Genomic DNA, 16,745 nt, shown 5'->3' with positions numbered 1-16,745 from the left:
CGGGCCCGAACGAAAAACCATATCGCCCGAAGAAGGCGATGGCGCGGTCTTTTTTGAAGGAAAATTTCCGCTCTTCCGGATCTCGGTCGCTGCAAAAACCCTTTACAGGAAGAGGATTGTTCCCGAAAAAGCCATTGTGAGATCCGACCTCCGCCTGGATGCCCAGGCTCTCGATCGCCGCATCGACCCGAGCCGGCTTCCCTTCGAGACGACGGCGGAGCTGAGCGAGAGTCCGGGTGTGCTGGGCCAGGCACGAGCCATGGAAGCGGTGCGCTTTGGTGTCGCCATGGAGCAGCCGGGTTATAACCTCTTCGTCATGGGGCCGAGCGGGATCGGAAAGCGCTCCCTGGTCCTCCGCTTCCTCGAGGAGCGGTCGGGGGGTCGGACCATTCCCCGGGATTGGGCTTACGTCTTTGCCTTCGAGAACGAACGGCGGCCCAGGGCCCTCGCGTTTCCGCCGGGAAAGGCGGGGGAGTTCGCCGAGGACATGAATCGCTTCGTGGAGGACCTGCGCGTCGGCATTCCTGCGGTTTTCGACAGTGACGAATACCGAGCGCGCACCCAGGACATCGAGCAGAGCTTCCACGAGCGGCGGGAGCGGGCCTTCTCGGACCTCCGGGAGCGCGCACAAAAGGACGCGATCGCCCTTCTCCAGACGCCGGCCGGCTTCGCGTTTGCTCCGCTCAAGAACGGGGAGGTGCTCGACCCGGAAAGCTTCGCCAAGCTGCCGGATGAGGAAAAGGAGAAGATCCAGGCGCGGGTCTCCGCTCTACAGGAGGAGCTGACCAAGGTGATCCGGGAGATTCCCAAGTGGCGGAGGGAAGCGCAGGCGAAGCTGCGCGAGCTCAACCGCTCGCTCGTCCGCTCGACGGTCTCGAACCTGCTCGACGAGCTCAAGGCCAAGTATGCGGAGATGCCGGCCATCTGCTCCCACCTGGAGTCGGTCGAAAGAGATGCGCTCAAGAACGCCGAAAACTTCCGGATTCCCAAGGAAGCCGACACCTTGCCTCCAGGGATGATCCCTCCCGGCATCGGCCCTGATGCGGTCGACGCCTTCCTCCGCCGCTACCGGGTAAACGTCGTTATCGATCAATGCGGGGCCAAGGGCTGCCCCGTGGTCCTGGAAGAGAATCCGACCTTTTCGAACCTCTTCGGCACGGTCGAGCACATCGCGCAAATGGGAGCGCTGGTCACCGACTTTTCCCTCATTCGTCCGGGCTCGCTCCACAAGGCCAACGGGGGCTACCTGGCCATCGATGCGCTCCGCCTCCTCTCCCATCCCTTCTCCTGGGAAGGGCTCAAGCGGGCTCTTCGCAGCCGGCAGATCCGGATCGAGCCGCTGGGCGAAGCTCTCGGGATCCTCAGCACCGTTTCGCTGGAGCCCGAACCGATTCCGCTCGAGCTGAAGGTGATCCTGCTCGGGGAGCGGTCGCTCTACTACCTGCTGCACGAGCTCGACCCCGAGTTCTCCGAGCTGTTCAAGGTCGTCGTCGACTTCGAGGAGGACGTCGACCGGAGCGAGGCGATCGTGGTCTCCTATGCGCAGTTCCTGGCAGACGAGGCTCGTAAGGGGAATCTCCTGCCTCTGGACCGCGGGGCGGTGGCCCGCCTGCTGGAAGAAGGGAGCCGGATCGCGGCGGACGCCAAGAAACTTTCGCTGCGTGGACGAACCATGACCGATCTCCTCCAGGAAGCCGACTTCTGGGCCCGGGATGCTTCGGCGCCGATCATCACCCAAGCCCACGTCGAGAAGGCGGTTGCTGCTGCGGAGGCACGCTCGGGCCGGATCCGGGAGCGCCTCCGCGAAGAGGTCCTGCGTGGCACCCTTTTGGTCGACAGCGAAGGAGAGAGCGTAGGCCAAGTCAATGGCTTGGCCGTCCTCGAAGCGGGAGGCGTGCTCATCGGCCATCCCAACCGAATCACCGCGCGTGTACGCTTCGGTGGCGGGAAGGTGGTAGACATCGAGCGCGAAGCCAAGCTCGGGGGTCCGATTCATTCCAAGGGGGTCCTCATCCTTTCAGGATTCCTGGCGGGCCGCTACGTGCCGGAGGAACCACTTTCGCTCGCGGCGACCCTCGTCTTCGAGCAGTCCTATGGGGTGGTCGAAGGGGACAGCGCTTCCTGCGCGGAGCTCTGCGCTCTGCTTTCGACGCTGGCCGAACTCCCGATCCGGCAGTCGCTGGCGATCACGGGATCAATCAACCAGAAAGGACGAGTGCAGGCGATCGGAGGCGTCAACGAAAAGGTCGAGGCCTTTTTCGACCTCTGCCGCGCACGCACCCTCACGGGTCACCAGGGGGTAATCGTCCCAGCGGCCAACGTCGACCATCTGGTCCTCCGCCGGGAGCTGCTCGAAAAAGTCGAGCAAGGGCTCTTTCACCTCTATGCTGTGCAGACGGTCGACCAGGCCATGGAGCTCTTGACAGGATTTCCCGCGGGAGAGCGGAACCCAGAGGGCCGCTATCCGGATGAGAGCATCAACGGACGGGTCGAACGGAAGCTCGGCGAGTTTGCCCGCAGGGCACGCTCCCTTGCGTCTGGCGAGGCAAAGACGTGAGGATCGAGCGGATCGTCTTGTTCGGCCAAGCCTTCTCCGAAGGGGGAGCGGAGGCGGCCGCCGAGCTTGCCGCGCGCTTTGAAGCCAAGCTCGCCTATCTGTTCCTGGAGGATAGCAACCTTCTCCGGTTGGCTGGGCTTCCCTTCGCTTCCGAAATCGGGATCGACTCCGCCTGCTGGCACGAGCTCGAGCTCTCCACGATCGAGCGAACCTTGCGCACTCTGGCCTCCCAGGCCCAGGAGGCGGTGAGCAGCGTGGCGCGGCGCCTGCGCATCCCTTGGTCCTTTCAGGTGCTCCGCGGCATCCCCTCTCAGGCCCTCTCGGAAGCCGCCTCGGCAACCGACCTGATTCTCCTCCTCCGCTCCCAGCTCTATGTCGGCATCCCGACGCGGGGAGAAGCTCTCGCTCGAGAAATCGTCTCCCGCTCGGGAGCCGCCGTTCTCTATCTCTCCGATGGGACGCCGGTCCAACCCCCGTTTGGGGTCGTCTATTCCGGAAAGCCTTCGGAAGTCCGGACCCTGCGGCTCGTTGCGGCCCTGGCCCGAGACTTCCCGGGAAAGCTCGTCGTGCTCTCGCTCGGTCCGGGGGGAGGGGGCTCCCTCGATCCCGAAATCCAGGAGCTCCTCCAAGACGCCCCCTCCTCGACCCTCCGGACCGGCATCCCTCCGAAGGCCCAGCGGATCTTGACGGCCGCGGCGCACGAAGGGCTTGGCCTGCTGGCGCTTTCGATCGGAGACTCTCCCCTCCCACCCGAGGAGATCGAATCCATCTGCGCGAAGGCCCTCTGCCCGATTCTCTTGCTTCCCTAAGAGGAAAGCGGGAGACTCGTCGCCGTGGCGATCGCACAATCTTCGCTCGCTACTGCCCGTGCGCGCTGGGAGCACTTCCCCCACGTTGCCGACGTCGGGATTCGCGGCATCGGTCCTTCCCGGGAAGAAGCCTTCGTGCAAGCTGCACTCGCCTTGACGGCGGTCATCACCGATCCGCGGCTAGTCGTGCCGCGGGAGCCGGTGTCGATCGCCTGCACCGCTCCGAGCGGGGAGTCCCTGCTCTTCGAATGGCTCAACGCCATAATTTTTGAGATGGCTACCCGCCGGATGCTCTTTTCCCGATTTTTGGTTGCGCTGTACGAGGATCGCCTCGAAGCCGAGGCATGGGGAGAGCCCATCGACCCCGAACGCCACGAACCGGCCGTCGAGGTGAAGGGAGCCACCTACACCGAGCTGCGGCTCTTCCGCAACCCAGTCGGCGAATGGGTCGCGCAGTGCATCGTCGATGTCTAGAGCAGGGGAATCGCCTCCGCTTTCTCATGGACCTTGCTCCCCTCCAGAAACTCTCCGAGACCGCCTGGGAGCTTCCTCCGCAGGGGACGATGCGGGTTCCCGCAATCTTCTACGGTAGCCGGTCGCTGCTCGAGCAGATGGACGACAAGGTTGCCGAGCAGGCTGCGAACGTCGCCTCGCTTCCGGGGATCGTCCGGGCAGCCTATGCGCTGCCCGACGCGCATTGGGGTTACGGGTTCCCGATTGGCGGGGTGGCTGCGTTCGACCCGGAGCAAGGAGGGGTCATCTCGGCGGGAGGAGTCGGCTTTGACATCTCCTGCGGGGTCCGAACCCTCTTGACGGGCTTGCCAAGAGGATCGATCGCCGGCCGGGAAGAGGAGCTCGCCGCGGCGCTGGCCCGGGAGATCCCGGCGGGAGTCGGGGCCCGGGGGAAGATCCATCTGGACGATTCCCAAATGGACGCGATGCTCCGGGGCGGGGCGCAGTGGGCGGTCGAATCGGGCTTCGGCGAGCCTGAGGATCTCGATCGAATCGAAGAGCGGGGCTGCATGAATGGGGCCGATCCCGCCGCGGTCTCTCGGGGAGCGAAGAGGCGCGGGCGGGAGGAGATGGGAACGCTCGGCTCGGGAAACCATTACGCCGAACTCCAGGAAGTCACCGAGCTCTATCAGGAGGAAATTGCCCGAGCCTACGGCCTCGCCTCGGGCGATCTTGTGATCTCCCTCCACTGCGGCTCCCGAGGGCTGGGACACCAGATTGGCACCGACTTCCTGCGCGAGATGGCGGCCGCCGCGGAAGCTTTCGGGCTTCTGCTGCCGGAGCGGGAGCTCGCTTCCGCCCCCCTTTCTTCCGAGCTGGGCCAGCGCTATCTTCGAGCGATGCGCGCCGGCATCAACTGCGCCCTGGCCAACCGGCAGATTCTCACCGATCTGATCCGGAAGGTCTTTGGGCGATTCTTCCCCGATCGCCACCTCGCCCTCCTCTACGACGTCTCCCACAATACCTGCAAGGAGGAGATCCATTCTGTCGAGGGAAGACCCCTTCGGCTCTTTGTCCATCGGAAGGGAGCGACGCGGGCGCTAGGCCCGGGCCACCCCGATCTTCCCGTCGATTTCGCTCCTTGGGGACAACCCATTCTGATCGGAGGGAGCATGGGGACCTGCTCCTACATCCTCGCCGGGGCTCAGGAGAGTGAGGCAAGAGCCTTCTCCTCGGCGGTCCACGGGGCGGGCCGCCGGATGAGCCGCAACCAGGCGGCCCGGACTTGGGAAGGGAAGGAGCTCCTGGGAGATCTGGAGCGCCGAGGCATCCTCATCCGCGCCCGCTCTCACCGCGGAGTAGCCGAAGAGGCCCCCGGAGCGTATAAGGATGTCTCAGCGGTCGTCGAGGCGGCCGAGGCGGCTGGGCTGGCCCATCGGGTGGCTCGAGTCGAGCCGCTGATCTGCGTGAAGGGCTAGCGTTATGCGATGGGCATGGAAAATCGGTGTCGTCCGGGGAATCAGCATCTATGTCCACGTCACCTTCCTCCTTCTTGTGGCCTGGGTAGCGGTCGGCGCCTATGCGCCCAGGGGGAGCCTTTCCGACGCCATCTCCTCGGTCCTTTTCCTGATTCCGCTCTTCGCCATCATCGTGCTCCATGAGCTCGGCCATGCCTTGACCGCCCAGCGGTTCGGCATCCAGACGCGCAACATCACGCTCTATCCGATCGGAGGGGTCGCCCGGCTCGAGCGAATGCCCGACGATCCCCGGCAGGAGCTGCTGGTGGCTCTGGCCGGGCCCGCGGTGAACGTCGTCCTTGCCCTCCTCCTCTATGCGATCCTGCTCGTCGGTGGACATGTCGAATCGTGGACCGACCTCCACTGGGTCAGCGGGAACCTTTTACTCAACCTCTTCTGGATCAACGTAGTGCTGGCCGGATTCAACCTTCTGCCCGCCTTCCCGATGGACGGAGGCCGCGTGCTGCGGGCCCTGCTCGCTTCCCGGATGGACGCCGTCCGAGCCACCCAGATCGCCGCAGCGGTCGGGCAGGGAATGGCGCTCTTTTTTGGCATCTATGGCTTCTTCGGCCATAATCCTTTCCTGCTCTTCATCGCCCTCTTCGTCTGGATGGGAGCCGCCCAGGAAGCGAGCCTCGTCCAGGTACGATCGGTCCTCGGTGCGATCCCCGTCAGCCACCTGATGATGACCGAGTTTCACACGCTCGGCCCCGATGACCCCCTCCGGATCGCGGTCCATCACCTCCTGGCTGGCTACCACCTCGACTTCCCTGTGGTCTCCGACCGGACCGTCGTCGGCATCCTCACCCGAAACAATCTCGTGGAAGGGCTCTCCCGCTTCGGCGAAGAGAGTCCCGTAGAAGGGGTGATGAATCGCGACTTCCTCACGGTGGACGCCTCGGAGATGGCGGATGTGGCGATCGCCCGCCTCCAGCAGCTGGGGCAGCGCTCGGCGGTCGTCATGCACAACGGGGAGCTCGCAGGCCTCCTCTCCTTGGAGAACATTGGAGAGTTTCTGCTGATCCACGGGGCCCTCGATCAGCGCAAACGGAGAGCCCGGACCGTTTTCCCGGGCCTCTAACCCCGCAGGCGCGGAAGGTCTCGAAGGAAGTGCGATGGCTGACCCTGACAAGATCCTCACGATCAACAGCGGGTCGACGAGCCTCAAGTTCGCTCTTTTCCAGATGGCTTCCTTGGAGCGGCGGCTCCTCTCCGGGAAGCTCGAGCACCTAGGAGCCGGTGAGGGGCTTTGCGAAGCCCACGATGCGCAAGGGACCACGGTCTGGCAGGAACGCCTGCCTCTCCCCGATCACCGGGCCGGGCTTGCCCGCTTCTTTTCCTGGCTCGAATCGGTCTCTCCGACGAGCGGCCTCGACGCCGTCGGCCACCGCCTCGTCCATGGCGGCCCCACTTTCGGCGCTCCCCGGCTGCTCACCTCCCCCGTCCTCCAGAAGCTTCAGGATCTCTCTGGGCTAGCCCCCGAGCATCTCCCGCACGAGCTCGAGGCGGTCCGTTCCATTCGGAAGCTCCAACCGGACCTCCCCCAGGTCGGCTGCTTCGACACGGCCTTCCACCGGTCGATGCCTCCTTGGGCGCGGACCTACGCCCTACCCCTCTCTCTTCGGAGGGAGGGCCTGGTGCGTTACGGCTTCCACGGGATCTCCTGCGAATATCTCCTCTCCGTCCTCCAGACGATCCTCCCAACGGAGCGGGCACGGGGCCGCATCGTGCTCGCCCATCTCGGCGGAGGGGCGAGCATGACCGCCGTTCGCGAAGGGAAGAGCGTCGACACCACGATGGGCTTCACGCCGACCTCGGGGCTCGTGATGGGCACCCGCTGCGGCGATCTCGACCCGGGGATCGTCCTCTACCTGCTGCGCGAGCGGGGCCTTCGCCTCACCACGGTTGCACGGCTGCTTTCCGAGGAGTCGGGGCTCCTCGCCCTCTCCGAGCGCTCGGGCGAGATGCGCGACCTCCTCTGCGCCGAGGCGAGCGACGAGAAAGCAGCCGCCGCGGTCGAGATCTTCTGTTATCAGGCTCGCAAGTTCCTCGGCTCCCTGGCCGCCGCGCTGGGAGGACTCGACCTCCTGGTCTTCTCGGGCGGGATTGGCGAGCATGCGCCCGAGATTCGCGAGCGGATCTGCTCCCCGCTCGGCTTCCTTGGCCTCCAGCTCGATCCCGAGAGGAACCAGAAGAACGAGCCCGTCATCTCCTCCGAGGCAAGCCCGGTCGAGATCCGAGTCGTCCCCACCGACGAGGAACGGATGATCGCCCGGCAGACCCGGGCGCTCATCCGTTCCGGGCGCGCCTCCCTTGAGCCCGAAAAGCTCTCTGCGGACCTAACCCCCCTGCCGCGAAGAGAAGAGGGCCACCCCTTCGGCTAGGCTATTTGGCGCTTCCCAGCTTGGTTGCCGCCGGGACAGGGAGCAGGCCGCCGGAGCGCACATCGTAGATAAAGCCGTAGATGGGAATCCACGGGGGGACCAGCGGATGCCCGCGGAGGCGCCGGACATCCTCCAGGACGCTCTCCTCCTGGTTCCGAATCGTCAGCCAGTCGATATACTGCCCTTCCGAAGTGCCTGGGCCCGATCCTCGGTCATGCCATCCATCGGCTTCCAGCACCGCGTGATCGAGGCTCTTCGCGAGCAATCCGCGCATCACCTCATCCGAAAAGGTCTCCATTCCGCAATCGCTATGGTGGATGACGAACCATTCCCGGGTTCCCAGCAGCTTATACGAGATGACAAGGGAGCGGATTGCATCGTCACTCGCCCTCCCCCCGGCATTGCGGACCACATGGGCATCCCCCTCCGCCAAGCCCGCAAACTTGGCCGGGTCGAGCCGCGCATCCATGCAGGTGAGGATTGCAAAACGCCGCGCTGGCGGCATCGCCAGGTTGCACTTTTCCCCAAAGCCTTCCGCATATCGCCGATTGGCATCCAGGATTGTCTCTAATGTTGAAGCCATGTCCAAATAGCTACCCCGGCGCTTTCTCGATGTCAATGCTCGCAATCGCATCCGATGCATGGACCTTCGACGCAAACCTCGATCCGCCTCTGATGGGCGGCCTCTGCCTGCTCCCAGGGAGCCAGCGGAGCTAAGGAAGGAGATCTGTTGCCGCTCCACCAAGCCCAAGCGCCTTGAGGGAGGCCCCTCCTTCCCCTTGTGCAGGAGAGCGCTTCGCCGTATCTTCCCACGGCATGCGCCCGCCGGAAGAGCTTCGCACCGATTTCCCCGCTCTTTCCCAGGCCGCGCATGGCCATCCGCTCGCCTATCTCGACAACGCCGCGACAACGCAGAAGCCCAAAGCCGTTCTCGACACCGTCCGCAGCTTCTACGAGAAGGATTACGCCAACGTCCACCGGGGTCTCTACGATCTGAGCATCCGGGCAACCGAAGCGTTCGAATCCTCCCGGCGACGCGTTGCGGATTTTATCGGGGCGGCCTCGCCCGAAGAGATCGTCTTCACCCGGGGAACGACCGAGGCGATCAACCTCCTCGCTTCCACGGCCGGCCGCTCCCTGCTCCAGCGCGGGGACGGAGTGCTCCTCACGGAAATGGAGCACCACGCCAACCTCATCCCTTGGCAGATGCTCGGCTCCTTGGGGATTCGCCTCTCTTTCCTCCCCGTCGAGGACGAGCAGGGAACCGTCGACTGGAACCGGATCGAGGAAATGGCCAAAAGACACCGGGTTCGGCTGCTCGCCTTCACCCATGTCTCCAACTCCCTGGGCAAGGTCAATCCGGCCGCGGAGATCTGCGCCCGGGCGCGGTCGCTCGGCCTCTTGACACTTGTCGATGCCGCGCAGAGCGCGGGCCACCAGCGTCTGAGCGTGCGGGAGATCGGCTGCGACTTTCTCGCCTTTTCTGGCCATAAGATGTGCGCTCCGACCGGAATCGGCATTCTCTACGGCCGGCAGGAGCTCTTGTCCGCCCTTCCTCCCTATCAAACCGGTGGGGAGATGATCGCCGAGGTCCGGCTCGACCAGAGCAGCTGGAAGGCTCCCCCGCACCGTTTCGAAGCAGGCACGCCCAATATCGGCGGCGCCATCGGCCTCCGGGCCGCGATCGACTACCTCCAGTCCGTCGGGCTCGACATGGTGGAGAAGCATACATCCTCCCTGGCCGCCTACGCGGCCTCCGGCCTCGCCTCGATTCCCGGCATCCGGATTCTTGGGCCCCGCGACCATCGGGCCGGAATCGTCAGCTTCGTGCTCGAAGGAGTGCATGCGCACGATCTAGTGGCCTTCCTCGATCAGGAAGGCTTGGCACTGCGCGCCGGAGACCACTGCAACCAGCCGCTGCTCCGCAAGCTCGGGCTCGCCGCCACGGCCCGCGCGAGCTTCTACCTCTACAATCTTCGAGAGGAGGTCGACCGGCTGGTCGAGGCCGTCGAAAAGACGCGCCGCTATTTCGCGGGATAGCGGGGAATGCAAGGAGGACGCACGGCAGCGATGGAGCTCGACGAACTCTACCGGGAGGCGATCCTCGATCACGCTCGGCATCCGCGCAACTTCGGCGATCTCCAAGGATGCGACCGATCGGCTGCGGCCAAGAACGTGAGCTGCGGAGATGCGGTCCGACTCTCTCTCCGGATCTCCCCCGAGAAAAGGATCGAGGAGATCCGCTTCAGCGGGTCGGGCTGCGCCATCTCCACCGCTTCGGCTTCCCTCCTGACCCTGGCCGTTCGCGGGAAGCGCATCGAGGAGGCCCTGCAGCTTGTTGCCAGCGTCCGGCGGCTGCTCACCGGCGCTTCCGAGCCCCAAGACCAGCTTTCGGGAGACCTCGCCGCCCTCGCGGGGGTCCGGCGCTTCCCGCAGCGGGTGAGCTGCGCGATGCTCTCCTGGCACGCCCTCGAAGACGCGCTCCGAGCGGGCGAAACGAATTCGGCCTGAAATTCCGGATTGAATGGAAAGTGTGGAATGCTTTTTGCTTCCTTACGTAACGTAAACATTACTAACGAAAGCTATGAAAGACCCTTGCTCTGCCTGGCCTTCTCTCTCCCTTTGTATCGCAATTCTCTCTTGGCTCCTCTTGGGCCAAGTCGCCTTCTCGGCAACCGATCCGAGCCTCTCGACGGAGGACGACCCGCTCCCTTCCGCCTCTCAGAAGGCCAAGCCCGCCGCTCTTTCACCAGGAACGCCTCCTTCCGGCTCCCAACCCGTCACCCTGCCCGCGGTGACGGTGACGGGAGTAGGCACGGAGGAGAGCATCGTTCCGAGTGCGCAGCCCAACTCGTCGGTCTATGGAATTCCGATCGACGTCATGGACACGCCCCGTAACGTGGTTCCGATCTCTCGAGGGCTTGCGCAGTCCGCAGGGATCGGTCAGTTCGGCTATCTGGATCCGCTCTCCACCGCCATGCTCGCCCCCGCCGCACTTACCCAGATCAACTATGGAATCGCGAGCTCACCCACGATCCGCGGCCGCAACGGGCTCACCTTGATCAACGGGATCGAGGAGACGCTCAACAACAACAGCGAGCAGAATATCCCGTGGAATTACAACATGGTGGAGTCGATGGATCTCGTCGAAGGCCCATCCAACGCCGTCTTCGGCGCGACTCAGGTCTCCGGCGGATACGTGAACTATACGACCAAGCAGCCCTACTTCGATCAGTTTCGAGGGTATCTCTGGGATACGATGGGAATGTACCAGGAATACATGTGGGGGGCGGATATTGGCGGGCCGATCGACAAGGACAAGAAGCTGGGCTACCGCTTCAGTTACATGGGCCAGGAAAACGGAAGCTACTATCAGTACCAGCGCAACGATCAGCAGAACTTTTATCTCGCCCTGGGCTATCATCCCGACGAGTCGTACACGGTCGACTTCTACGGAGATCTTGGCACCTATGACTACACGCCCATGTGGGGGATGATCAACCGGCCGACCCAGTCCCTGATCGATAGCGGCCTCTACCTCCCCGGAGCGCTTCCACCCTCTCAAGCCACGACGGGCTTGGTCAATAATCCCGGAGCGGCCACCTATCTTGGTGCGCCCGTTGGCATCAGCCGCCGCGATGTGCTCCTTAACCCGACCGACGGCGGATACGGCACCACGGGGCTCATGCAGGTGATTCAAAAGATCCAGGTCAACGAGGACCTCCAGATCATCAACAACACCTTCTTCTGGTATCACGACGACCAGTGGATTCTTCACCCGATCTTCTATAGCGAATCTTGCCGCGGAGATTACGAGATCGACAACCGAACCGAGTGCCGGCTCACCTTTGACATCCCGCACGCCGAAGCTCAAGAAGAGCCAAAAGAAGGCAAAGCCCTCCTGGGAGAGCTGCGCCTCCACAATCTCGTCGATGCGGGGGTCGAGCTCCACTACCAGAAGAACCTCGACTACAACTCCGACTCCTTCATCGTCCTCAACAGCTATAGCCTCGTCGGCCAGAACCCGCTCCTCTGGAACGCTACCCTTTCTAAGGCCTTTCAGGCCCGCATCGGCAACCCAAAGGCTCCCTTCGGAGGCGAATGGCCCATTCCGGGTGCACCAAGCGGCTACTACTTCGAACCGGCGAATCTTGCGGCCGGAAGCACCGACTGCCACTACGCGGCCGTCTCTCCCTTCTATCAGCACAGCCTCGAAATTTCTGACAGACTCTCTCTTCAAGTGGGGGCCCGCGCTACCGGCTACTTTGTTTCCGCTGAGACGCCTCCGGGCACCCCTGCGGTGCTCTTCACCCAGCTCAACACGACACAGCTGGCCCCTCTTGTTACGGTCGGGCCCGTCTACCGGATCTTCCCCTGGATGAGCGCCTACTTCGACTACAACTGGGGCTACGTCGTGAATGCTGCCGACATGGGAGGATTTTCGCCCTTCTTCACTGGCTCCCAATTCCGTCTTCTGAATGAGCTCTATGAAGGAGGCTTCAAGTTCAACCTGCTCAAGAACACCCTCTTCGCCTCCATCGACGCCTTCTCCCAATATACCTACCTGAACAACCGCACGGGCCCAGCCACGCCTTCCACGGTCACGGGATTTGAAGCGAGCATGACCTACCAACCGGACCGCCACTTCTGGGCAAAGCTGGGCTACGCCTACATGCACGGCACAGAAGACTGGACCTCTGTCGGCCATGGCCCACCAATGTACCAGACCTACTCGACGGCCCTCGCCCTCCAGCAGAACCTCCCGCTCAACAATAGCGGCCTTTACCCCGCCGGTATCTACAACTTCCTGGGCTTTCCCGACCAGGTCATGAGCGGTATGGTCACCTACCGCACCGACACCGGGCTGGGTGTCACCGTCGGCGGACTCGTGATGAGCGAGCAGTACCTCGGTTACGATTACGGCACGAAGATCCCGACCCAGTTCATCCTCAACGCCGCCCTCTTCTATGCTGCCCCCCGGTGGGAGGCCCGCCTCTCTTTCTATAACTTCACCAATGAGCCCTACTGGCTGAGCTTTGGCATGGGAGCCAATGGGACCCGCACCTTCAACTACGAAGACATCGTCCCCGGCATGCCCTTCTGGGTGCAAGGCACAGTGGCCTACAAATTCTGAGCAAGGAGCGTTCTCCCTTGGCAGCAGGGCTTCCCCCCTTTTTCAGGCCCCCTCCCCGACGCCGCCCCTTCGCGTTCTGCCAGAGGCCCAAGCCCGAGACAGAGGCAAGGCAGCCGCGTCCCGGCAAGAGGCTTCCTCGCAAAGGATCGGCACGGTGGAGGATTCCTACGAGGAATGCTTCTGGTACCCTCATGGCGGACCCCGAATCCCAACCATCAGCTCCGATCCAGAGACAACTCTTTGCTTCGCGATCAGTGCCGATTTCGGGCATTCTTGAGCTCCTTTGGGCTCCCCAGCCGGATCTTGGGCCGGCGCTCTGTCGGTCTCGGTAGCGGGCGGGGAATCTTTTGTGCTGCCGGAAAGGATTCCACAGCCTTTCTCGTCCTCGCTGCCGAAGGCACCGAATCCCTCCAGCAGCTAGGGGATGACGCCTCCCCCATCGCAACGGGGCAAAAGTGCGCCCTTCCCCACCCTCCCTAGGGGTTACCCCGATCCCTGGCCGAGGGCGATTTTCCACCACACCCGTAAGCAGCCGGTGTGCGCGTCGGTAGCCGACCTTTTTCCTCCCCGCTAAGCTTCCGGCGAAACGCGAAAGGCATCATGACAACGACTCACACCAGTTCCGTCGGCGGGCGACTTCTTTGCCGAAGGGGTCTCCCCGTCCCATACATCATTTTTTTTGCGCTGCTGGCCCTCTTGCTGCTGCCGGGGACCGGGGTCTACGCGGCTTTGCCCCCCAGCATCCCTGCGGAAATCTCTTCCGGCGAGGAACCCTCCACCCCATCGGGGCAAGCCCAATCCCAAGGCCAATCCTTAAGGAAGCCCCTTCTCTCCCAGAACCTCCCGACCTCGACCGCCGCGGAGACGGTCGTCTACGGCAAGGAGCCGACGCCGCTCGCACCCTGGGAAAACTCGAAATGGAGCCTCGATTCTCCGGAGATCTGGAGCGACAAGATCGCTGCGAGCGACACCCCGGCCAACCTCATGGGAACCGGGCACATGCACCGGAAGTACCAGCCGATGATCGGGTTCTGGTGGATGTACATGAACATGGGCCCCGATTACTACCAGGGCTCTAATGCCATGAACCTCACCGGCCTCGGCGCGGTCCAGTATGGAGGGAAGCCCGTCGCCATGGGCAATATCGACATGTTCATGGCCCAGTATATGCCGATGCTCATGATGGGGATCACCGACAACCTCACCTTCATGGCGATGTTCCCGATTTGGGACAAGCAGATGACGATGGTCGGGCTGCCCATGGGTGGTTTCATGGGCCCCGGGATGGGGATGCACCACGGGATGGGGATGGGCCATGCCATGGGAAAGAACGGCCTTCCCCTCCAACCGATGCCTCCCGGTGCGCAGATGGGGATGACCGCGCTGGGGCTGGGGGATGTCAACTTCCAGGCGATCTGGAAGGTCCTGGACTTTCACCGGAACCGGCTCCAGATGAACTATGGCTTCTCGGTTCCGACAGGCTCGATCGACGAGACCATGCCCGACATGGCTGGACACCATGTCTATCCCTACGACATGCAGCTCGGCCTGGGCGTGCCCGCTTTCATCACGGCGGCCACCTACCTCGGGCAGAGCGAGGATCGCCACTGGGGCTGGGGAGTTCAGGGCTATGCCACGATCCCTGTGGGACGGAACTCCCAAGGATACGCCTGGGGGAACACCTTCACCGGCACGGGGTGGATCTCTTACAACTTCACCGAAGCGATCTCCCTCAATTTTAGCGGGCTCGGCAACTACCAAGGGGGCATCCACGGAGCGAACCCGGTCGACCAGCTCTCCATCCAGACCGCTCCCTTCATCGCCATGCCCGACATCGTGGCGGCCTGGACCGGAGGGGAGTGGGCCGGGGTTGGCCTAGGCGTCAACATGCGGATGCCGGGCTTCGCCAGCGATGGGTTTCAAAAGATGGCGACCTCGCCCGAAAGCGCCCTCCAGGGGAACTTTCTCACGGCCCAGATCGTGGTGCCCTGCTATCAATCCTGGAATGGCGTCCAGTACGGAATGGGCTGGATGGCCACGGTCTCCTGGCAGTGGTGGTACTGAATCCCCAGCCTCAGCGGACCGCCTCTTTGGCCCCCGCCCCTTCCTCGGACCGTCCGCCAAGATGCTTGGCCAGGAAGCGTTCGGTCGCCCGAAAGAACTGGAGACGATCCTCCGGGCGGACAAACCCATGCCCCTCGTCCGGAAAGAGCAGGTATTCGACGGGAAGCCCGTGCTTGCGCATCGCCTCGACGATCTGATCGCTCTCCACCCGCTTGACCCGGACGTCGTTGGCTCCCTGGGCGATCAGGAGAGGCACCCGGATCCGGTCCGCGGAGAAGAGGGGGGATCGCTCCTGCAAGAATGCCTCGTCCTTCTCCGGGCTCCCGAGGCGCTTTTCAAAGAGGGCCCGCATCGGCTCCCAGTAGGGCGGGATCGAGCGGCTCATGGTGATGAGGTTGGACGGACCCATCGCCTCGACCCCGCAGGTGAACTCCCCGGGCACGAAGGACAGGGCTGCCAGCGTCGCATAGCCGCCGTAGCTCATCCCCATGATGGCGAAGCGGGCCGGATCGGCGTAGCCGTGCGCGACCGCCCAGTGCTTGGCATCGATCAGGTCGGCCTGCATCTTTCCGCCCCATTCGCGGTCTCCCGCATTCACGAACTCCTTCCCATAGCCCGTGGAGCCGCGGAAGTTGACCTGCAGGACGCCGTACCCCCGGTTGGCCAGGAGCTGAACCAGAGGGCTAAAGCCCCAGCTGTCGCGCGCCCAGGGGCCCCCATGGACCAGAAGCACAAAGGGTACCTTGCCGGTCGCCCCGAGGGGCAAGGTGAGGTAACCATGGAGCAGAAGCCCGTCCCGCGCCGGGAAGGTGATCGGCTCCATGGGAGCGAGGCGATAGGAAGCGAGCTCGGGTCGGGACGAGAAGAGAAACTCGAGCTTCTTCTCGCCAGGCCAGAAGAGGTAAAAGCTCGTGGGGTCGACGTCGGAGGAGTAGGCGACCGCCCAGGTCTTGTCCGCAAAATCGCGGCTGGAAATCATCACCTCTCCGGGATGCTGGCGCTGGAGGTAGTCGAAGGCCTCGCGGATGCGATCGTCGAAGAACTGCCACTCGAGCTTCTCGCGCTCAAAAGCCACCGCCTCGAGTCGATAGGTCCTCGGATGAGTCAGGATGGCCGCTACGTCGTAGTGGGCGTCCTCCGCCAGCACCGTCTGCTTTCCGCTCGCAGGATCGATTTCCAAAAGCCGCTCGGCATTCGCCCCGACGGTCGAAAGGATCCAGAGCGAGCGGTCATCCGGGGAGAACCCCGCCAGGCTCCCCGATTCGTCCGGCCCCCAGGATGCCAGCGCCTTCCAGGGTGCTTCGACTGCCACCCTCGCACTCACTTCCTGCCGCGCACCCGGCAGCATCGAAAGCCGGGCCCGAATGGCATATTGATGATCCTCTTCCCATTCGATCACATTCCCGGGATTCTCCGCGAGCAGGCTGAGCCGATTGTCGGGGAGGGCAAGGCGGTAGATGTCGAAGACCTTGGGATCCCGTCGATTGAGCGCGAGGAGAAGGGATCGGGGATGGGCGGGATCATCCGCCTGAAGATGGACCTTGACGTCCTGGAACGGGGTCAGGTCGCTCGCCGAGCCTTTGGCCAGATCGACACCGAAGAGGTGGTTGTTCTCGTTTCCGCCCTGGTCCTGGAGATAGAAGATCGTTTGACTATCCGGGGACCAGAAAAAGGAGCGGATGCCTCGTCCCTTTTCCGCCGTGATCGGACGATCGTCCTTGGAGCCCAAGGATCGGACCCAAACATTTAATACGCCTTGGTGAGGAGCCAGATACGCTAGCTTTGCCCCGTCGGGCGAGAGCCGCGGCGAGGCCCACTTCGGCTCTT

The 16,745-nt window shown here is 63.5% G+C and carries 12 protein-coding genes; 10 read left to right on the top strand and 2 right to left on the bottom strand.

Annotated elements, in window-relative coordinates; all coding sequences use genetic code 11:
• Positions 1-136: 136 nt before the first annotated feature.
• Genes MacB4_RS08085 through MacB4_RS08060 form a run of 6 tightly spaced genes read left to right on the top strand, consistent with a single transcriptional unit; the run spans position 137 to position 7,720 of the window.
• Positions 137-2,557: a Lon protease family protein gene (locus tag MacB4_RS08085; RefSeq protein WP_242529195.1), complete on the top strand. Its 2,421-nt coding sequence runs from the start codon at positions 137-139 to the stop codon at positions 2,555-2,557.
• Positions 2,554-3,366 carry a hypothetical protein gene (locus MacB4_RS08080; protein ID WP_206863351.1) on the top strand — a complete coding sequence of 271 codons (813 nt, stop codon included), beginning with the start codon at positions 2,554-2,556 and terminating at the stop codon, positions 3,364-3,366. The genes MacB4_RS08085 and MacB4_RS08080 overlap by 4 nt, the downstream gene beginning before the upstream one ends.
• 24 nt (positions 3,367-3,390) lie before the next feature.
• Entirely contained in the window at positions 3,391-3,840 is a 450-nt protein-coding gene (locus MacB4_RS08075; RefSeq protein ID WP_242529194.1) for an archease, read from the top strand.
• Positions 3,841-3,866: 26 nt separating this feature from the next.
• Positions 3,867-5,297, top strand: coding sequence for an RtcB family protein (locus tag MacB4_RS08070; RefSeq protein ID WP_206863350.1), 1,431 nt, complete (start codon positions 3,867-3,869; stop codon positions 5,295-5,297).
• Between the two features lie 4 nt (positions 5,298-5,301).
• On the top strand, positions 5,302-6,417 hold the full coding sequence (locus MacB4_RS08065; protein WP_206863349.1) for a site-2 protease family protein: 1,116 nt from the start codon (positions 5,302-5,304) through the stop codon (positions 6,415-6,417).
• A gap of 34 nt (positions 6,418-6,451) precedes the next feature.
• Positions 6,452-7,720 (top strand): acetate/propionate family kinase, encoded by a 1,269-nt coding sequence (locus tag MacB4_RS08060; protein WP_206863348.1) that lies wholly within the window; start codon positions 6,452-6,454, stop codon positions 7,718-7,720.
• A 1-nt stretch (position 7,721) separates the two neighbouring features.
• Here the strand turns inward: MacB4_RS08060 and MacB4_RS08055 are convergent, their stop codons facing one another.
• Positions 7,722-8,303, bottom strand: a complete 582-nt coding sequence (locus MacB4_RS08055) for a carbonic anhydrase (protein ID WP_206863347.1) — start codon at positions 8,301-8,303, stop codon at positions 7,722-7,724.
• 233 nt (positions 8,304-8,536) lie between these two features.
• Between MacB4_RS08055 and MacB4_RS08050 the strand changes: the two genes are divergently transcribed.
• From MacB4_RS08050 to MacB4_RS08035, 4 genes are all read left to right on the top strand, one after another.
• On the top strand, positions 8,537-9,760 hold the full coding sequence (locus MacB4_RS08050) for a SufS family cysteine desulfurase (RefSeq protein ID WP_206863346.1): 1,224 nt from the start codon (positions 8,537-8,539) through the stop codon (positions 9,758-9,760).
• Positions 9,761-9,790: 30 nt separating this feature from the next.
• A complete protein-coding gene (gene sufU, locus MacB4_RS08045) occupies positions 9,791-10,231 on the top strand; it encodes a Fe-S cluster assembly sulfur transfer protein SufU (RefSeq protein WP_206863345.1) in 441 nt (146 codons plus the stop codon).
• A gap of 73 nt (positions 10,232-10,304) precedes the next feature.
• Positions 10,305-12,854, top strand: coding sequence for a TonB-dependent siderophore receptor (locus MacB4_RS08040; RefSeq protein WP_242529193.1), 2,550 nt, complete (start codon positions 10,305-10,307; stop codon positions 12,852-12,854).
• 600 nt (positions 12,855-13,454) lie between these two features.
• On the top strand, positions 13,455-14,918 hold the full coding sequence (locus MacB4_RS08035; RefSeq protein ID WP_242529192.1) for a hypothetical protein: 1,464 nt from the start codon (positions 13,455-13,457) through the stop codon (positions 14,916-14,918).
• A gap of 10 nt (positions 14,919-14,928) precedes the next feature.
• Here the strand turns inward: MacB4_RS08035 and MacB4_RS08030 are convergent, their stop codons facing one another.
• Positions 14,929-16,647 carry an alpha/beta fold hydrolase gene (locus MacB4_RS08030; protein ID WP_370569350.1) on the bottom strand — a complete coding sequence of 573 codons (1,719 nt, stop codon included), beginning with the start codon at positions 16,645-16,647 and terminating at the stop codon, positions 14,929-14,931.
• Between the last annotated feature and the right edge of the window lie 98 nt (positions 16,648-16,745).

Origin of the sequence: Methylacidimicrobium sp. B4 (assembly GCF_017310545.1) — a bacterium.
GTDB lineage: Bacteria > Verrucomicrobiota > Verrucomicrobiia > Methylacidiphilales > Methylacidiphilaceae > Methylacidimicrobium.
This window is presented reverse-complemented; position numbering and strand designations above follow the sequence as displayed.

What these genes read in the sequence shown, in the direction of transcription:
- MacB4_RS08070 (WP_206863350.1), top strand. Translation starts at nt 3,867, where the DNA reads ATGGACCTTGCTCCCCTCCAGAAACTCTCCGAGACCGCCTGGGAGCTT.
- MacB4_RS08065 (WP_206863349.1), top strand. Translation starts at nt 5,302, where the DNA reads ATGCGATGGGCATGGAAAATCGGTGTCGTCCGGGGAATCAGCATCTAT.
- MacB4_RS08060 (WP_206863348.1), top strand. Translation starts at nt 6,452, where the DNA reads ATGGCTGACCCTGACAAGATCCTCACGATCAACAGCGGGTCGACGAGC.
- MacB4_RS08055 (WP_206863347.1), bottom strand. Translation starts at nt 8,303, where the DNA reads ATGGCTTCAACATTAGAGACAATCCTGGATGCCAATCGGCGATATGCG.
- MacB4_RS08050 (WP_206863346.1), top strand. Translation starts at nt 8,537, where the DNA reads ATGCGCCCGCCGGAAGAGCTTCGCACCGATTTCCCCGCTCTTTCCCAG.
- sufU (WP_206863345.1), top strand. Translation starts at nt 9,791, where the DNA reads ATGGAGCTCGACGAACTCTACCGGGAGGCGATCCTCGATCACGCTCGG.
- MacB4_RS08040 (WP_242529193.1), top strand. Translation starts at nt 10,305, where the DNA reads ATGAAAGACCCTTGCTCTGCCTGGCCTTCTCTCTCCCTTTGTATCGCA.
- MacB4_RS08035 (WP_242529192.1), top strand. Translation starts at nt 13,455, where the DNA reads ATGACAACGACTCACACCAGTTCCGTCGGCGGGCGACTTCTTTGCCGA.